Genomic DNA, 16,233 nt, shown 5'->3' on the forward strand with positions numbered 1-16,233 from the left:
TCTGGAAATTATGGATGTGACGGATGCAAGAATAATAAAATGGTGCATATGGGAGGAAAATTAAAGTGAAAAACAAAAAATTCGGAGTCTTCATTGGAAAAAAGGCTATCAAGCTAATTTTCCTTTTAGTAATAGTTTCCATTGCCAGCTTTTGGCTTGTTGAACAGGCGCCAATAGATCCTGTTAAAGTTTATATCGGAGCAATGAGCATCACACCGGAACAAAAAGTAATATTGGAAGAGTATTGGGGAGTTAATACTCCTGCCCGGGAAAAATACTTTAACTGGGTTGGAAGCATCCTTAAAGGAGATCTAGGGGATTCGCTCATATACAGAATGCCCGTAAGCGATGTGATCAAGGAACGATTTACAGCTTCTCTTGCCCTGATGGCCTCAGCCTGGCTCCTGTCCGGTATACTAGGTTTTATCCTGGGAATAGCAGCCGGAATGAAGAGCGGTACCTGGATCGATAAAGCAATAAAGACCTATTGTTATATTTTGCTTGCTACCCCCACATTCTGGCTGGCACTGATAATGTTGCTTGTATTTTCAGTATACCTTGGATGGTTCCCTATAGGATTGGGTGTACCACTGGGTATTACAAATGAAGATGTGACTTTCCTGGATCGTATGAAGCATCTGATCCTTCCTGCAATAACCCTGAGCTTGCTGGGAGTTGCAACAATTGCAATGTTCACACGTGAAAAACTAATAGAGGTCATGTCAAGTGATTATGTATTGTTTGCAAAAGCAAGGGGTGAAAGCGGACTTAGCCTGGTATTAAGACATGGAGTTAGAAACGTAGCACTTCCGGCCATCACACTGCAGTTTTTAGGATTCAGTGAATTGTTCGGGGGAGCTGTCCTTGTTGAACAGGTATTTTCTTATCCCGGGCTTGGGAGGGCTGCAGTGGAAGCTGGTTTAAGATCTGATGTGCCTCTGCTTTTAGGAATTGTTATAATAAGCACTTTGTTTGTCTTCATAGGTAACCTCATCGCGGATATCATATATGAATTCGTAGATCCCAGGATAAAACAACAGGAGATGAAAACATGAGCACTGTTGTTAAAGTGGAAAGAAAAGGATTGATCAGAGGGCTGAACTTAAGGCAGAAGACTATTCTGCTAATAAGCCTCATGTCCTTATTGCTGCTTACGGTACTATTCTCCAGCCTCTATATAGACAACAGTGCATTATCCACGAATTTCGATTCCAGAAACCTTGCTCCTTCCCTTCAGCATCCATTCGGTACTGACTGGATGGGAAGGGATATGTTCACAAGAACTATCATCGGGCTGGGCCTGAGCATCACTGTGGGGGCGTTCGCTTCTGTTATCAGCACTCTGGTGAGTGTATTTCTGGGTTTGCTTTCAAGTATAGGTAAAACAGCTGATTCCTTCGTCTCCTGGCTGGTAGACCTGTTCCTTTCGATACCACATCTTCTTTTGATAATCCTCATTTCAATAGGATTAGGTGGAGGAGCAACCGGAGTAATAGCAGGAGTGGGTTTAAGTCATTGGACAAGTCTGACAAGGGTTGTAAGAGCAGAGGTCAAGCAGATAAAAACCCAGGACTATATTCATATATCCCGCAATTTTGGAAAGCCAGGCTGGTGGATAGCCATAAGACACATCCTGCCTCACCTGATCCCCCAGTTCTTGCTGGGTATGATATTGATATTCCCACATGCTATTTTGCATGAGGCATCTGTTACTTTCCTGGGCTTTGGGCTTTCGCCGCACGAGCCGGCAATTGGTATAATCCTTGCAGAATCTATGAGATATCTTGCAGCAGGATACTGGTGGCTTGCTTTCTTCCCGGGGCTGTCACTGTTAATTATAGTGCTGGCAGTTGATGTGATAGGAGAGAACCTTGGAAAGCTGATGGATCCAAGAAAAGCGCATGAATAGACGATTCTGTATTATTCGGTTCATGATAAGAGAATAAAAGCATCCAATTAAAAAGGTGGAGAATGAACGATCAAGCAAAAACAACTACTGAAAAGGGAAAGAGAACTGAGGCTCTGTTAAAGGTCAGGGATTTTTCACTTTCTTTCTTTCAATATGCTTCCGGACTCCGGCAAACAGAACTAAAGATCATTTCTAATATGAGCCTGGAAGCATACAGCGGTGAGGTTCTGGCTGTTGTGGGTTCAAGCGGTTCCGGGAAAAGTCTTCTGGCACATGCTATTCTGGGTATTTTGCCTTCAAATGCGTCAGTTTCAGGTAATATGGAGTATAATGGCCAGAACCTTACCCAGAAAAGAAAAGAAGAACTCAGAGGGAAAGAAATTGTCCTTATACCTCAATCGACAACATACCTGGACCCTTTAATGAGGGTTTCCAGCCAGGTAATAGGAAGTGTTGAAAAGAGAGATAGAGAAGAAATGAAGAACCGGCAGAGGGATATATTTCAGAGATACGACCTGAAATCAGATGTTGAAAAAATGCTCCCCCATGAATTATCAGGCGGTATGGCCAGAAGAGTTCTTGTCTCTACTGCATTAATGAATTCTGCAAAGCTTATAATTGCAGATGAACCGACCCCTGGCTTAGATGAAAGGAATTTGAATGAGACCCTTGGGTACTTCAGGGACATGGCAAAAAAGGGAAGTGCAGTGATCCTGATAACCCATGATATAGAAGCTGCATTGAAAATATCTGACAGGATTGCAATATTCTATGCCGGTACGATACTGGAAGAAGCTAAAATAGAAGATTTTACAAATGATGGAGAGTATTTAAGGCATCAATATACACGTGCCTTATGGAATGCACTTCCCCGAAACAGATTCAAGGCAATAGAAGGCCATCAGCCCATACAGGATGAACTTAACGGAGGTTGTGTTTTTTATCAACGATGCTCTATCAGGAGCGATATCTGTTCAAAAGGAGTCCCACAGATAAAAAGAATCAATGGAGGAATGGTGAGGTGCAATAATGTATCTTAAAGGTGAGAACATAGGTTTTGGATACAAAAAAAGCAATCCGATATTAAAGGATGTGGACATATCTTTAGGTAGTGGGGAGATACTGGGACTTGCGGGAGATAGTGGAAGTGGCAAATCCACCTTATGCAAGATACTTGCAGGATATGAAAGAAATTACCAGGGAAGCGTCAGTCTGGATGGGAAGAAAATACCTTCAAATGCATATAATCCCGTCCAGCTTATATTCCAGCACCCGGAAAAAGCTGTAAACCCAAGATGGAAAATGAGAGATATCCTGAATGAGGGACACGTTGTCTCGCAAGATATCCTGAACTCCTTTGGAATAAAGAAGAGCTGGCTTGACAGGTGGCCTAATGAGCTTTCCGGCGGAGAGTTGCAGCGATTTGCACTGGCAAGGGCGCTGAGCCCAAAAACCAGCTTCCTTATAGCTGATGAGATAACTACAATGGTGGATGCCATCACACAAGTCCAGATATGGGAAAGCATTCTGGATATCGTTGATGAGCTAAATATCGGTGTTCTGGTTGTTAGCCACGATAAAAAACTGATGGCAAAAATATGCCAGGAAGTGGTAGATATATCTCATATCAATGGAAGGTCCTGACCGGATATGAAAAGAAAAATTATATTTAAAATGGACATGTCTTATATAGTGTACCAGTGATACTAAAATATTATCCGGACACAAAGAAAGTGATGAGATTCCGGTAAAATGGGGTTTTGGAATGAACTATCTGATACTTGTAAGACACGGGCAATCACGATGGAACCTTGAGAACAGGTTTGCAGGGTGGGTGGATGTACCCCTGAGCGAGAAGGGGATCAAAGAGGCTACAGACTGTGCAGAGGAGCTTAAGAGTGTGGAGCTGGACGTTGCTTTCACATCAAAGCTTACCCGTGCACAGGAAACCCTCCTGCTGATACTTGCAAAGCAGAAGAAGACCGGTATCTTCCTGCATGATAACAGAAAGAGGGATGAGTGGTCATATCATCCTGGCAGGTTCGATGAGTCGGAGATGCCGATCCATTCCAGTGAGGCACTTAACGAGCGCTTCTATGGTAAACTTCAGGGGAAGAACAAGCAGGAAGCAAAAAAGACCTATGGAGAGGAACAGGTATTCCTCTGGAGAAGGAGCTATGAAGTAAGACCCCCGGGCGGGGAAAGCCTCAGGGACACCTATGAGCGCGTTGTTCCCTATTTTAAGGATAGGATCCTCCCACAACTTGAAGAAAGGAGGAACACGATAGTTGTTGCGCATGGCAACAGTCTGCGCTCCATGGTCAAATACATTGAGAATATCAGCGATGAGGATATCCCAAAGCTTGAGATCGCAACAGGTAAGCCACTATATTACAGGTTCGTTAAGGGTAAGTTCATCAGTGAACAATGAAACCGGGAAGTGGGGCCTTTCAGAACCAGACCCCGCACCAGACCCTTTTTCAATATCCTGTTCATTCATATGGTGAAATTTCATCGGGCATGGGAGAGGTGTGAAGGACACATTCATCTCCATGTTTTATGAGCTCCTCAATTGATTTCCTGAGTATGGAAGGATAGACAAGTCCCACTTCTTCCTTGATGGACCTGCCTTTGCAGAAGAATTTGAAAGTAGGAGTTCCCCTGACCCCATATTTTCTTGCAGTCATGGGGCTTAACAATCCATTCATCATTACAAATGTGCAATTGCCATGGAACTCCTTTGAGTATTCTATGAAATATGGTTCTATTTCCTTGCAATGGGTGCATGAAGGAAGATAGAACATGACTACCATGGGTTTTTCCTGATTCTTAAGGAGTTCATCCCAGTTTGAATCGTTTGCCTCAATTACATTGCTTTCAGTCATTTTTACCGCTCCCTGTTTTATGTTAAAATATAGATAAAGCTGTATTAAGTTACAATAGAGATAAAGGTATGAACATATTAAAATGTGACTTGTGAATAAAGAAAAATCACAGGCATTAAAGCCTGTGTTCCGTGTTCATCCCTTCTGCCGTTTATGTGTTTTTCTCTCAGATACGGCTTCCTGTCAGGCAGTGAGCACTTAGTTCACATATTATCCTTGGCCCACAAAACTGCTGCCTCAAGCACAGCATGGTTAAGCGGGATGAGCTTGGGTTTCCCGGAGAATGTTGCACTCAGTGCTGCTTTGAAATTTTCCGGACTAAGCCCTGTTATGCCAAGGGCAAGGATGACTCCCAGCATGGCAGTGTTTGCAGCCTTCTCAGAGCCTGCATCCCCGGCTATCCTGATAGCAGGTACTGCAATACCGGTCACACCTTCAGGGATAGAACATTCACCTATGGTGGAATCGTAGAGGATGTAACCACCTTTTTTGACATCAGCTGCGAACTTTTCCAGGGAAGGCCGGTTCATTGCCACCAGAACATCAGAGTCTTGCACAACCGGAGAACCGATGGACTCACCTGATATCACCACTGAACAGTTAGATGTCCCGCCTCTCTGTTCAGGACCGTATGAAGGATACCATGAAACAAAGCGCTGAGCAACACACCCTGCATGTGCAAGGGTAAGCCCCATGCTGAGGACGCCCTGGCCTCCGAATCCTGCGGCCTTTATCTGTACTTCCGGGAAAGAAGGATCCAGCACTGCATCAGGTGATGAACCGGTCTCCAGGTTGAACAGTTCATCGATGGCCTTCTTTTCAAAGACGCTATCACCACGGCATAGGGGCTCGGTCTGGTCGGCCAGGTCCCTGAAATTGCCCAGCGGGAATTCCTTCTCCATCTGCTCGTTCACAAACATCGTGCTCTGTTCTGCATTCTGGCCAAGGTTTGTGGGACAGGTTGAAAGGATCTCAATGAATGCATACCCTTTTCCGTCGCGCTGTATCTCAAGTGCTCTGCGGATGGCCTTGCGTGCCTTTCTTATGTGGGATATATCGGATATGGAAACCCTTTCTATAAAGACCGGGGCCCTGAGGTTATTTATAAGCTCACACATGTGCAGCGGATATCCGTCATAGCCAGGATCCCTTCCCTGCGGACAGGTGACCGTCCTCTCCCCGATAAGCGTGGTTGGTGCCATCTGGCCGCCGGTCATTCCGTAAACGGTGTTGTTGACGAAAAAGACCGCCATCTTCTCACCACGGTTAGCTGCCTGGAGTGTCTCATTCAGGCCGATGGAAGCAAGGTCCCCATCACCCTGATAGGCAATAACAACCGCATTATCCTCTGCTCTTGAAACGCCGGTCCCGACAGCAGGTGCACGGCCATGTGCTACCTGGAGATTGCCGCAATCAAAGTAGTAATATGCAAATACCGCACAACCCACCGGGCTTATCATGACACTGCGATCCTGTATATCAAGATCGTGCATTGCTTCCCCCATCAGTTTGTGGATGATGCCATGCCCGCATCCAGGGCAATAATGAGTGGCTGTAGGTGCTGCCCCTCCCTTACGGGAGAACTCCTTATACAGACCTTTGCTTGCAATTATCCTTTCTGCCATCTTCATTCCTCCTGTGCAGCTATCTTTCTGATCTTTTCCAGAACCTGGTCCATCGTTATCAGATTACCGCCCATGCGGGATACAAGCTCTGTGGGCCGGCTGCACTCAATTGCAAGCCTTATATCCTCAAGCATCTGCCCGTTGCTCATCTCCACAGAGACGAAAGTACACTCCCTTGAAGCTGCAATGGCCTTCAGTTCCCTGGCAGGGAAGGGAAAGAGTGTCTTTGGTCTGAAAAGACCCACCTTGATACCTTCCTTCCTTGCCTGGTCAACGGCCGACCTGCATATACGACTGCTGATACCATACGAAACGAGGATGATGGAAGCATCCTTTGTCATATGATCTTCGTAAGCAACCTCTTCTTCCTTTATGGTCTCATACTTCTCCTGAAGCTCATAGTTGAACTCCTCAAGCTGGTTAAAGTCCAGGAAAATGGAGGATACCAGATTCTTCCGGGTCTGTGGCGTACCACTCACAGCCCATTCAGTATCTATTTCCGGCATTACTGCAACCTCGGGGAACTGGAGGGACTCCACCATCTGGCCAAGCACCCCGTCAGCCAGCACCACAACAGGATTGCGGTACTTAAAAGCAAGTTCAAATCCCTGTATGACCATGTCGCACATCTCCTGCACAGAGTTGGGGGCCAGCACTATGTTCCTGTAATTGCCATGACCTCCGCCCTTTACAACCTGAGTGTAATCACCCTGTTCAGGACCAATATTACCAAGACCCGGACCTGCTCTCATGATATCGACTATAACGCAGGGAAGTTCGGCACCTGCAAGGTAGGACAAACCTTCCTGTTTCAGGCTGATACCAGGACCTGATGATGCTGTCATGACCCTGTGGCCTGCTGACGCTGCCCCGTAGACCATATTGATGGCAGATTCTTCTGATTCTGCCTGTACGAACTTCCTTCCAAGGATCGGGAAATATCTGGAAGCTTCCTGCAATATCTCACTTGCAGGGGTAATAGGATAACCGAAATAACAGTCACATCCGGCATACAATGCGCCGATAACAGCTGCTGTGTTCCCTTTTACTAGTTGTGTTGCCATGTTATCACCTTAAGCTCATTCATCCTTTAGCGGAATGTGTATCTCTATGGCAAGGGGTTCGGGACAGGTATAGTAGCAGTTGGCACAACCTGTGCAGCCCTCACCTGCATACTCTATATAGTGGTATCCTCTCTCATTGAGCGCAGTGCTCATACCCAGGACACTTTTCGGGCACGCTGTGATACAGCGCCCGCAGGCTTTACATTCAATTATATTGATGACCGGATACGGTTCTTTCTTGCCTGACATAATGTAATTCCTCATTTTAGATCGATAAAAATAATATCCCGGAACCGGGAATAGACCTTAGAGGCAATAACTGCCTATTTACCTTTTGGTCCAAAACCCTGTCCGAAGATAGGAAAAAGAGGCTACTGCCTGCTTTCCATATCGTGGTCACGTATTTCCACACGTCTTATCTTACCGCTGATGGTCTTTGGAAGTTCCGGTACGAACTCAACGACACGCGGGTACTTGTAAGGGGCCGTTACCTTCTTAACATGGTCCTGAAGCTCTTTTTTCAGCTCCTCACCGGCCTTGTACTCCTTTGTGAGCACGATCGTGGCTTTTATGACCTGTCCCCTTACCGGGTCAGGCACACCCGTGATCGCACATTCCAGTACAGCAGGATGTTCTATCAGAGCACTCTCAACTTCAAAAGGCCCGACACGATAACCGGACGTCTTGATGATATCATCGGCCCGGCCAACGAACCAGAAATAGCCATCCTCATCCATCCATGCCATGTCACCGGTGTGGTAAAACCCGTCATGCCACACCCTGGCAGTTAGTTGCTCATCAGAGCGGTATCCGGTAAATATCCCCGGCGGATTCCCGAAGCTTGTGTCTATGACGATCTCACCTTCCTCTCCCACTTCACATGGTTTCCCTTCGGCATTCAGAAGCAGAATATCATACTCCGGTGAAGGCTTTCCCATGGAACCGGGTTTTGGCTTGATCCACGGATATGTGGCAATGGATACCACAGTCTCTGTCTGGCCGAAACCTTCCATGAGCTTCAGACCTGTTATCCGGTAGAACTGTTCGTATACTTCAGGGTTCAATGGTTCTCCTGCCGTTACACAGTACCTGAGTTTACTGAAGTCATATTTGCTCAGGTCTTCTCTGATAAGGAACCTGTAGATCGTCGGTGGGGCACAGAATGTGGTCACACCGTATTTTACGGCGTTCTCAAGCATCCTGTCGGCACTGAACTTCTCATAATCATAGACAAAAACGGCACTTCCGGCCAGCCACTGACCGTATATCTTGCCCCAGACACATTTAGCCCAGCCGGAGTCTGCAACAGTGTAGTGAAGTCCGTCATCGGTTACGTTCTGCCAGTATTTGGCAGTGATGATATGGGCAAGAGGATATACGAAATTGTGCTGCACCATCTTAGGGAGACCGGTTGTCCCGGATGAGAAATAGTTAAGCAGGATATCATCGTTGGTGGTAGCATCCTGACCGGCGGGGCGGGGGAAATCCTCAGGGGCCTTTTCCATCTCTGCGGTGAACTCAAGCCAGCCCGGCCTTTCCAGACCGATGACAAGACGATTCTTCAGTATGCCACTGACATCTTCATAAGCCTCGTCAACATAATTGAGGACACTGTCATCAGGTGCGCAGATCACCGTATTGATAATAGCGCGTTCCACCCTGTAAACGATGTCCTTCTTCGTTAGCATGTGAGTTGCAGGAACTGCGATGGCACCTATCCTGTGAAGGGCCAGCACACAGAACCAGAACTCATACCTGCTCTTGAGCATGAGCATTACATTGTCGCCTTTCCTTATCCCGAGGCTTCTGAGCATGCTTGCGGTCTTTTTGCTATATTCTGCCAGGTCTTTGAATGTGAATATCCTCTCTTCACCATTGTCATCACACCAGATAAGTGCCTTCTTATCCGGCTGCTCTGCAGCATAAACATCCACCACATCGTAAGCGAAGTTGAAATTATCAGGAACATTGATCCTGAAGTTCTCCTTGAAATCCTCATAGGATCCATATTCAACACGTGGAACATATTTTTCGAGTAATGAAGTCATAATGCCTCCTTATAATATAACTGCCAGGAACTTTGCAGGTATTGCACCAACTGCCTGCATCCCGTGTGCATAGTTAGAATCGAAGAAAATGGAATCCCCTTCCTCAAGGATTATCTCATTGTTGTGGATGATCACTTTAAGGGTCCCTTCAAGGACATAATCGAACTCCTGTCCCGGATGGGAATTCATTGAGACCTGCGTACCTTCCGGCTTAGGGTCCACTCTCACGACAAAGGGCTCTGCCTTTTTGTGAACGAAATTTGCTGCAATGCTCTGGTACTTATATTCCTTGCGACGCTGGGCACTTATCCCTTTGTCCTTACGGGTGACAGTGAACACATGCATCCTTGGAGCTTCACCTGTAAGCAGTTCGGACATGTCAACATTAAGGTTGCGGGCTATCTCAAAGAGAATGCTTACGGGTATATCGTCTTCACCATTCTCATAACCGGAATATTTTTCAGCGGGCAGGGCCAGTGCTTTAGCCATGTCCTCAACGGAAGTATCTGAAATTTCACGTAATTCCTTAACACGAGCTGCGATTTCCTTGATCTTTTCCTGCATAGGGACACCTTCATAAAATAATGATCTTATCACGATCATCCGGATAGAACGATATGGACTTTGGCATATGCCAGGAACAACAGCGAAACATCCTGCCGTATGGTCAATTCCCGGTCTTTTCCAGATGGGTCTGTGGTTTTAAAGGATTACTATTATTTTAATATATTTGTTTTGACAGTGTCATGCATAGACATGACATGGAAAGGGAATGCCGATCATAAAAGAATGGAAGAGTCGAAGGGTCGAAGAGTCAAAGAGCCATGAAAAGTCATGAAAAGTCATGAAGGGTTAGGAAGAGTTAGGAAGAGACATGAAGCATTATGAGAAAGCATCAGATTCACAAGGATGTTATAATTATTTTATTTAATATTAGAAAAATATATTAATATATTAATAGAATAATACTGATTTAATCATTATCAATATATAGTTTAGTGATGTCCTACATATAAAAAATACAACCGATTAATATGGAAGGCATTCTGGGATCGTTTGAGAGGATGGAACATGAATACAGAAGGCAATTACTTCATGCTGCATTTGGCTTTCTCATACTCCTTTTCCCCTTTATAGGTCCTGAGATACTGTTATTGCTGAGTTTTCTGATAATCATGGGCCTGAGCTTTCTTCCGGAGGACTCACGCGTCTGCAGATACCTGTACAAAAAACCACTTCCAGGGTCCCGTGCAATGCTTACATCCACTGCCAATGAAGGCCTGAGAAGTGCAAAGAACCTTGCTTTTGCTGTCTTTATACTGCTGCTTATAAGCTCATTACTTGAATTCACGCCTTACAGGTTCCCTCTTTATGTTATCGCAGGCGCCATCGCAATATCGACCTTCGGTACCAGTTCCGCAAATTTCATCAGGCACCGGAAGAAACTGCAATCCCTTCGCAGTGAACCTGTAAGAACAGGTGCTCACGAAGGTTACCTGCTTCCTTCAAGCATCGTGCTTCTGGCAGTTGGAATAATAACAGCGTACATTGCAGGCAACTGGCTTCTTTACTGGCAGGAGGGAGCTGTCAGCCCCAATATGATATTTTTCATAGCTGTGATTGGATCGATAACAGGAGCACTCTTTGAATCGATCCCGTCACGCATAGATAACAACCTCTCTGTTCCACTGGGTTCGGGGATGTCTATGTGGCTGTTCAGCTCTTTTGGTTATTCAGTGCCTCCGCAACAAATGTTTGTGGCCCTTGTATTCTCCCTGATCCTGGGATACCTTGCATACAGGACAAAGATAGCTGACCTTTCCGCTCTTTTCAGCGCAGCACTTCTGGGTGTGCTTATAATTGTTTTCAGTGAGCTTTTCTGGTTCATACTCCTGCTTACATTCTTCATCCTTGGTGGGATCTTTACCAGGTACAAATACGGATACAAGGAGTCCATTGGCCTTGCCCAGTCCAAAGGAGGGATGCGAAGTTATGAGAATGTCTTCAGTAACAGTACCGCTGCCCTGGTACTTGCGATACTCTACGGAATTTATCCCCAGCATGCAGAACTGATAATATTTGCCTATCTTGGAACCGTTGCAACGGCAACCGGGGACACCCTTGCAAGTGAGATAGGCACTACTGCACACTCACAGCCAATAATGATCACCACACTCAAGCCCACACAAGCAGGCGTTGACGGGGCTGTGACAGTACTGGGGGAACTGGCTTCACTTCTGGGCTCAATGGTCATTGGCCTGCTTGCGGTACTTTTCGGAAAAGTGGATGCAGTGTTCCTTGCACTGTTCATTACCACAACCGGAGGATTCCTGGGTACGAATGTGGACAGTCTTCTTGGCGCGACCTTACAGAAACGTGGTTTGCTCTCAAACAGCGGGGTCAATTTTGTGGCAACTTTTGCAGGTGCGATCATTGCAGGTGCCCTGTACCTGCTGCTGGCATGAACTGCAAGCAATGCGGGAGGTGAACCGATGCGTGTGACCTCATTGACAGATTGCCATAGGACAAACACCGATATAAGAACCATAGAAAATGATTTTTTAAAAACATTTTAATATAATGAAGATAAATATAAAATCTACTAAGATCTACTGATTGAAGGTCCGCATGTTCCTTCTCAGTCTGCCAATTAACCCATTTGAGGAATCATGTATTTTGAGAAAGAGGCTGGAAAGGTTAATATGATCTCCTGTGATATACAGGAAGGCAAATCTGTTTCTACCAAGCATAAGTGCATAACTGTATTCAGGGAAATGCCTGTTGGTGTCCTGCTGACAAATAGTGATTACTGTATAGAGTATTGTAATCCTGCTTTCTCAGCTATCATGGGATTTCAAAATGAAGATCTCTACGGCCTGCCCATGGAAGATGTCCTGTGCTGTTCCCTTAAGGATGACGAAAATAACAGGATGGATATGGCACATGCAGATTATCCAGCTGATGAATTCACATGCAGGTGGAACACAAAACTGAATCTTGAAAAACAGATCCGATGCAAAAGAGCAGAGATCGATCTTGATGACGGGTCTTTCAAGGGCTTTGCCTGGTATATTGAAGACCTTACCTTTTCCTTTGAACAAAAAGGAATGTTCTGCGATGAAATGAATGAGAACGGATCACAGGTCCGTTTTCAGAGGCAGATGAAGATAGCAGGTGCGATATCTTTCATTTCCTCAATACTGGTCGCACCGGAGAATGTTGATGAGGCCATCGTTAGCTCCCTTCAGAGAACCGGAGAGGTCACTGGTGCAAGCCGTGCATATCTTTTCCGCTTTGATTATGACAGTGAGACCATGAGCAACACACACGAATGGTGTGCAGGGGAAGTGGAACCTCAGAAAGATGTCCTTCAGGACCTGCCGCTGGACATGTTCCCCTGGTGGATGGCCAAGCTTAACCACGGAGAGATAATACATGTAAAGGAAGTCTCTTCAATGCCAGCTGAAGCTGCAGCAGAAAAAGAGATACTTGAAATGCAGGATATAAATTCCGTTCTTGTTCTCCCGTTGCATATCTTTGGAAAGGTTGCAGGTTTTGTGGGACTTGATGATGTAACTGAAACAGGTGAATGGAGCATGGAGGATGTGACCATTCTCTCAACGGTTGCAAACACAATGGGGAGTGCCCTGGGACAAAAAGAAATAGAGATAAAGCTTAATGAACGCAATCAGAGACTTGAAAAAGCCTACAATGACCTCAAGAAAGTGGAGATCATGAAAGATGAGTTCATATCCAACCTGAGCCATGAGCTAAGAACGCCGCTCTATCCGATCCAGGGTTACAGTGACATACTCCTTGAAGAGGAAATCGGACCTTTGAACCAAAAGCAAAAGAAATCGCTAAGTGCTATTGCCCAAAATTCAAAAAAACTTGGGTCACTTATAGATTCGCTCTTATATATGGGAAGTGTGCTTGCGGGAAAGACCCACTATCATTTTGAAAAGATACAGATGAAGAATGTCATCGACAATGCAATACAGCATTATTTGTTCGATGCTCAGAAGAAGAATATAGAGATAAGCAAAGAGATAATCGACGAACTTCCCATGATCAGAGGGGATGTTGTTTTCCTCCCGCAATTACTGTATAAACTTATAGATAATGCCATCAAGTTCACACCCCAGGAAGGGAAGATAACTATTCGCTGTTTTGAAAAAGATGATGGCATCAAACTGGAAGTAAGGGACAACGGGATTGGCATACCGGAAGAGAATATTGAAGATATTTTTAATGTTTTCTATCAGGTAGACGGCTCTTCGACCCGTCGTTACGGAGGTACGGGAATTGGCCTGCACATAGCTAAGAAGATAGTTGATGCGCATGGTGGCCGTATATGGATAGGAAATAACGGGAAAAAGGGAACAGTTGTCCATATTTTCCTTCCAGGGAATAACAATACAGCTGAATTTTTGCAGGCTCACGTATAGCTTTTTGACCTGTACACAAAATCATAATCAACTGTCAGATCAAATATTCCGGCTCTGAAGAAAACCTATTATCAATAAAGAAAGGAGTTCTGCAGAGCCAATATTCCAAATATTTATATGCTCTGCATGAATAAGACAACAGGATGAGTGTGCAGATAAAAGGTATTGCAAGGGAGACACTGGACTTTATACTCCAGGTAAGCAAGTCTACGTATCCGCTGGAGTTTGCAGGCCTTTTGCAGGCAAAGGATGGGATAATAACGGATATCCTTATCCTTCCCGGTACCGAATCAAGTGAAGTGAGTGCAACCCTAAGGTTATTCATGATGCCAAACATATCGGCAGTCGGTTCGGTCCATAGCCATCCAGGTTCTGTTATCCGGCCATCAAAGGCTGATCTTCGGCTTTTCAGCAAGACCGGAAGCCATCATATCATAGCTGGTCATCCGTATGGCCCGGGAAACTGGAAATGCTTCAACGGCAGAGGAGAAGAGATCTCCCTGGATGTGCTTGATGTGGAAATAGAGGATGAAGAATTGCTTTGAACGGATACCTTTCATCATTCAGTAAATTCTGTCATATTGCAGATGTTATCCGGATAAGTAACAGATTCCGGGTATGAAATCGGGATCATTATCTCAAAAACGCTTCCTTTACCCGGATTGCTTTGAAGGGATATGCTTCCGCCATGTACCTCCACGAATTTCTTGACTATGCTTAACCCAAGTCCTGTTCCGCTGAACTTACGATTCAGGGACCAGTCCAGCTGGACAAATGCATTGTAGAGGTTCTTCTGGTTCTCTTGCGAGATGCCTATACCCGTATCCCGGACAAGCATGTGAAGGTCTTTTTCATCATGCTGCTTTGCATTCACACTTACAGTTCCGCCTGCAGGCGTAAATTTGATCCCGTTGCTTACCAGGTGATGAAGTATTGTTTTTATCTTGGATTTATCAGCATAAATGATATTTGTCCGGGAATCAATGTTGAATTCCAGCTTAACGCCCTTTTTCAGGGCATTGGTACTTAGCATCCTTTCGATATCCTTCATCGTAGCAGGCAGGGAGAACATATCGAGATCAAGTTCCATTTTACCCTCCTCGATCTCTGCAATGTCTATCAGGGAATCTACAAGATCAAGGAATCTGGTGCCTGCAAACCTGATTATCTCGGTAAAATGCCTTTGTTCATCATTGAGCTGTCCGGTCTCTTCGGCCAGGAGCAAATCGGCATAACCTAATATCAGATTCAGAGGTGTACGCAATTCGTGATTCATATTGCACAGGAATTCGCTCTTTGTACGGGATGTGTTCTCAGCAAGCATCCTTGCTTCAAGCATTGCCTGTTCAGCCTCTTTTGAGAGACTGATATCCTGTAAGGTCTCAATTGCCCCCATTATCCCGTTATTGTGATCCCTTATGGGAGCTGCGGTGAAAAGTATCCATTTCCCAATGGCAGGAAAAAAATCTTCAGCCTGGTAACCACCTTCAACGAATGAAGGTGTAAGTTTTTTCTCACCATACATTCTCTCAATGTCATTCAATGAGTCATCAACAATGAGATCTGCAAGAACAGGCCTTTTTTCATTGTAAAAGGCCATCCATGCATCCCTTGTACCTATAATCTCGTTTGCCTTGATACCTGTTGTCTTTTCACAGGCCCTGTTCCAGTAAATGATATCATGATCACTGTTTATCACAAATGACGGGATAGGACTTCCATTGACTATCTGGAAAAGTTCGTTCTTTGTTTCCTGAAGCTCCATCTCAGCCTCTTTGCGCTGGGTAATATCACGGGCAACGCCGACAATGCCGATAAGTTCATTGTCCTCTGTGAACAGAGGGGCTTTAAAGGTTTCAAGCAGTACTTTTTGTCCGTCCGCACGGTCGATCCATTCCACACTTTTGTAAGAACATGCCGAATCCAGGACCTTCCGGTCATTGGAACGAAAGAAATCCGCACGTGATCTGTCAAAAATATCATGGCTTGTTTTACCTACTATCTCACTGATGGGCCTGCCTACGTAATGGGAGAAGACCTCGTTACAGGAAAGGAAAACACCATCTTTATCCTTGAAAAAAACAAGATCCGGGACAGAACGAAGCAAACCTGAGAGAAGAGCTGTCTTCTGGAAAAGTTCTCTTTTTAAAGAATCCTCAATATCTACATGGTCAGACTCCGGTGAACTGCCAGATCTTCCAGCCTTTTTATCAATGTTTAGCAAGAAATCTACCCCTTCTTTATAACTCCGGAT

At 45.2% G+C, this 16,233-nt stretch carries 15 protein-coding genes; 8 read left to right on the top strand and 7 right to left on the bottom strand.

Annotated features, from left to right (window positions below):
* The first annotated feature begins 65 nt into the window (after positions 1-65).
* The 5 genes from V7O64_RS02585 to V7O64_RS02605 all read left to right on the top strand — a co-directional run bounded on the left by V7O64_RS02585 (position 66) and on the right by V7O64_RS02605 (position 4,340).
* Entirely contained in the window at positions 66-1,055 is a 990-nt protein-coding gene (locus V7O64_RS02585; protein WP_407356476.1) for an ABC transporter permease, read from the top strand.
* Positions 1,052-1,909 carry an ABC transporter permease gene (locus tag V7O64_RS02590; protein WP_407356477.1) on the top strand — a complete coding sequence of 286 codons (858 nt, stop codon included), beginning with the start codon at positions 1,052-1,054 and terminating at the stop codon, positions 1,907-1,909. Before V7O64_RS02585 ends, V7O64_RS02590 begins: the two co-directional genes overlap by 4 nt.
* A 62-nt stretch (positions 1,910-1,971) precedes the next feature.
* Positions 1,972-2,949, top strand: a complete 978-nt coding sequence (locus tag V7O64_RS02595) for an oligopeptide/dipeptide ABC transporter ATP-binding protein (RefSeq protein WP_407356478.1) — start codon at positions 1,972-1,974, stop codon at positions 2,947-2,949.
* Positions 2,939-3,553 (top strand): ABC transporter ATP-binding protein, encoded by a 615-nt coding sequence (locus V7O64_RS02600; protein ID WP_407356479.1) that lies wholly within the window; start codon positions 2,939-2,941, stop codon positions 3,551-3,553. Before V7O64_RS02595 ends, V7O64_RS02600 begins: the two co-directional genes overlap by 11 nt.
* A gap of 121 nt (positions 3,554-3,674) precedes the next feature.
* Positions 3,675-4,340, top strand: a complete 666-nt coding sequence (locus V7O64_RS02605) for a histidine phosphatase family protein (protein ID WP_407356480.1) — start codon at positions 3,675-3,677, stop codon at positions 4,338-4,340.
* Positions 4,341-4,401: 61 nt separating this feature from the next.
* On the opposite strand, the gene V7O64_RS02610 is transcribed toward V7O64_RS02605, so the two are convergent.
* The 6 genes from V7O64_RS02610 to V7O64_RS02635 form a co-directional block, all read right to left on the bottom strand.
* Positions 4,402-4,794 carry a thioredoxin family protein gene (locus V7O64_RS02610; protein WP_407356481.1) on the bottom strand — a complete coding sequence of 131 codons (393 nt, stop codon included), beginning with the start codon at positions 4,792-4,794 and terminating at the stop codon, positions 4,402-4,404.
* Between the two features lie 203 nt (positions 4,795-4,997).
* Positions 4,998-6,419 carry a 2-oxoacid:acceptor oxidoreductase family protein gene (locus tag V7O64_RS02615; protein ID WP_407356482.1) on the bottom strand — a complete coding sequence of 474 codons (1,422 nt, stop codon included), beginning with the start codon at positions 6,417-6,419 and terminating at the stop codon, positions 4,998-5,000.
* A 2-nt stretch (positions 6,420-6,421) separates the two neighbouring features.
* On the bottom strand, positions 6,422-7,483 hold the full coding sequence (locus V7O64_RS02620; protein ID WP_407356483.1) for a 3-methyl-2-oxobutanoate dehydrogenase subunit VorB: 1,062 nt from the start codon (positions 7,481-7,483) through the stop codon (positions 6,422-6,424).
* A 15-nt stretch (positions 7,484-7,498) separates the two neighbouring features.
* On the bottom strand, positions 7,499-7,732 hold the full coding sequence (locus V7O64_RS02625; protein WP_407356484.1) for a ferredoxin family protein: 234 nt from the start codon (positions 7,730-7,732) through the stop codon (positions 7,499-7,501).
* 122 nt (positions 7,733-7,854) lie between these two features.
* The gene (locus V7O64_RS02630; protein WP_407356485.1) at positions 7,855-9,531 is read right to left on the bottom strand and encodes an AMP-binding protein; all 1,677 of its coding nucleotides are present in this window, start codon (positions 9,529-9,531) and stop codon (positions 7,855-7,857) included.
* A 9-nt stretch (positions 9,532-9,540) separates the two neighbouring features.
* Positions 9,541-10,095, bottom strand: coding sequence for a helix-turn-helix domain-containing protein (locus tag V7O64_RS02635; protein WP_407356486.1), 555 nt, complete (start codon positions 10,093-10,095; stop codon positions 9,541-9,543).
* Between the two features lie 470 nt (positions 10,096-10,565).
* Between V7O64_RS02635 and V7O64_RS02640 the strand changes: the two genes are divergently transcribed.
* The 3 genes from V7O64_RS02640 (at position 10,566) to V7O64_RS02650 (ending at position 14,524) form a co-directional block, all read left to right on the top strand.
* Positions 10,566-11,996: a DUF92 domain-containing protein gene (locus V7O64_RS02640; protein WP_407356487.1), complete on the top strand. Its 1,431-nt coding sequence runs from the start codon at positions 10,566-10,568 to the stop codon at positions 11,994-11,996.
* Between the two features lie 204 nt (positions 11,997-12,200).
* Positions 12,201-13,979 (top strand): ATP-binding protein, encoded by a 1,779-nt coding sequence (locus tag V7O64_RS02645; protein ID WP_407356488.1) that lies wholly within the window; start codon positions 12,201-12,203, stop codon positions 13,977-13,979.
* 149 nt (positions 13,980-14,128) lie between these two features.
* Positions 14,129-14,524, top strand: coding sequence for a Mov34/MPN/PAD-1 family protein (locus V7O64_RS02650; protein ID WP_407357370.1), 396 nt, complete (start codon positions 14,129-14,131; stop codon positions 14,522-14,524).
* Positions 14,525-14,538: 14 nt separating this feature from the next.
* On the opposite strand, the gene V7O64_RS02655 is transcribed toward V7O64_RS02650, so the two are convergent.
* A complete protein-coding gene (locus V7O64_RS02655; RefSeq protein ID WP_407356489.1) occupies positions 14,539-16,203 on the bottom strand; it encodes a PAS domain-containing sensor histidine kinase in 1,665 nt (554 codons plus the stop codon).
* Positions 16,204-16,233 lie beyond the last annotated feature (30 nt).

It is taken from the genome of Methanolobus sp. WCC5, from assembly GCF_045690325.1.
GTDB lineage: Archaea > Halobacteriota > Methanosarcinia > Methanosarcinales > Methanosarcinaceae > Methanolobus.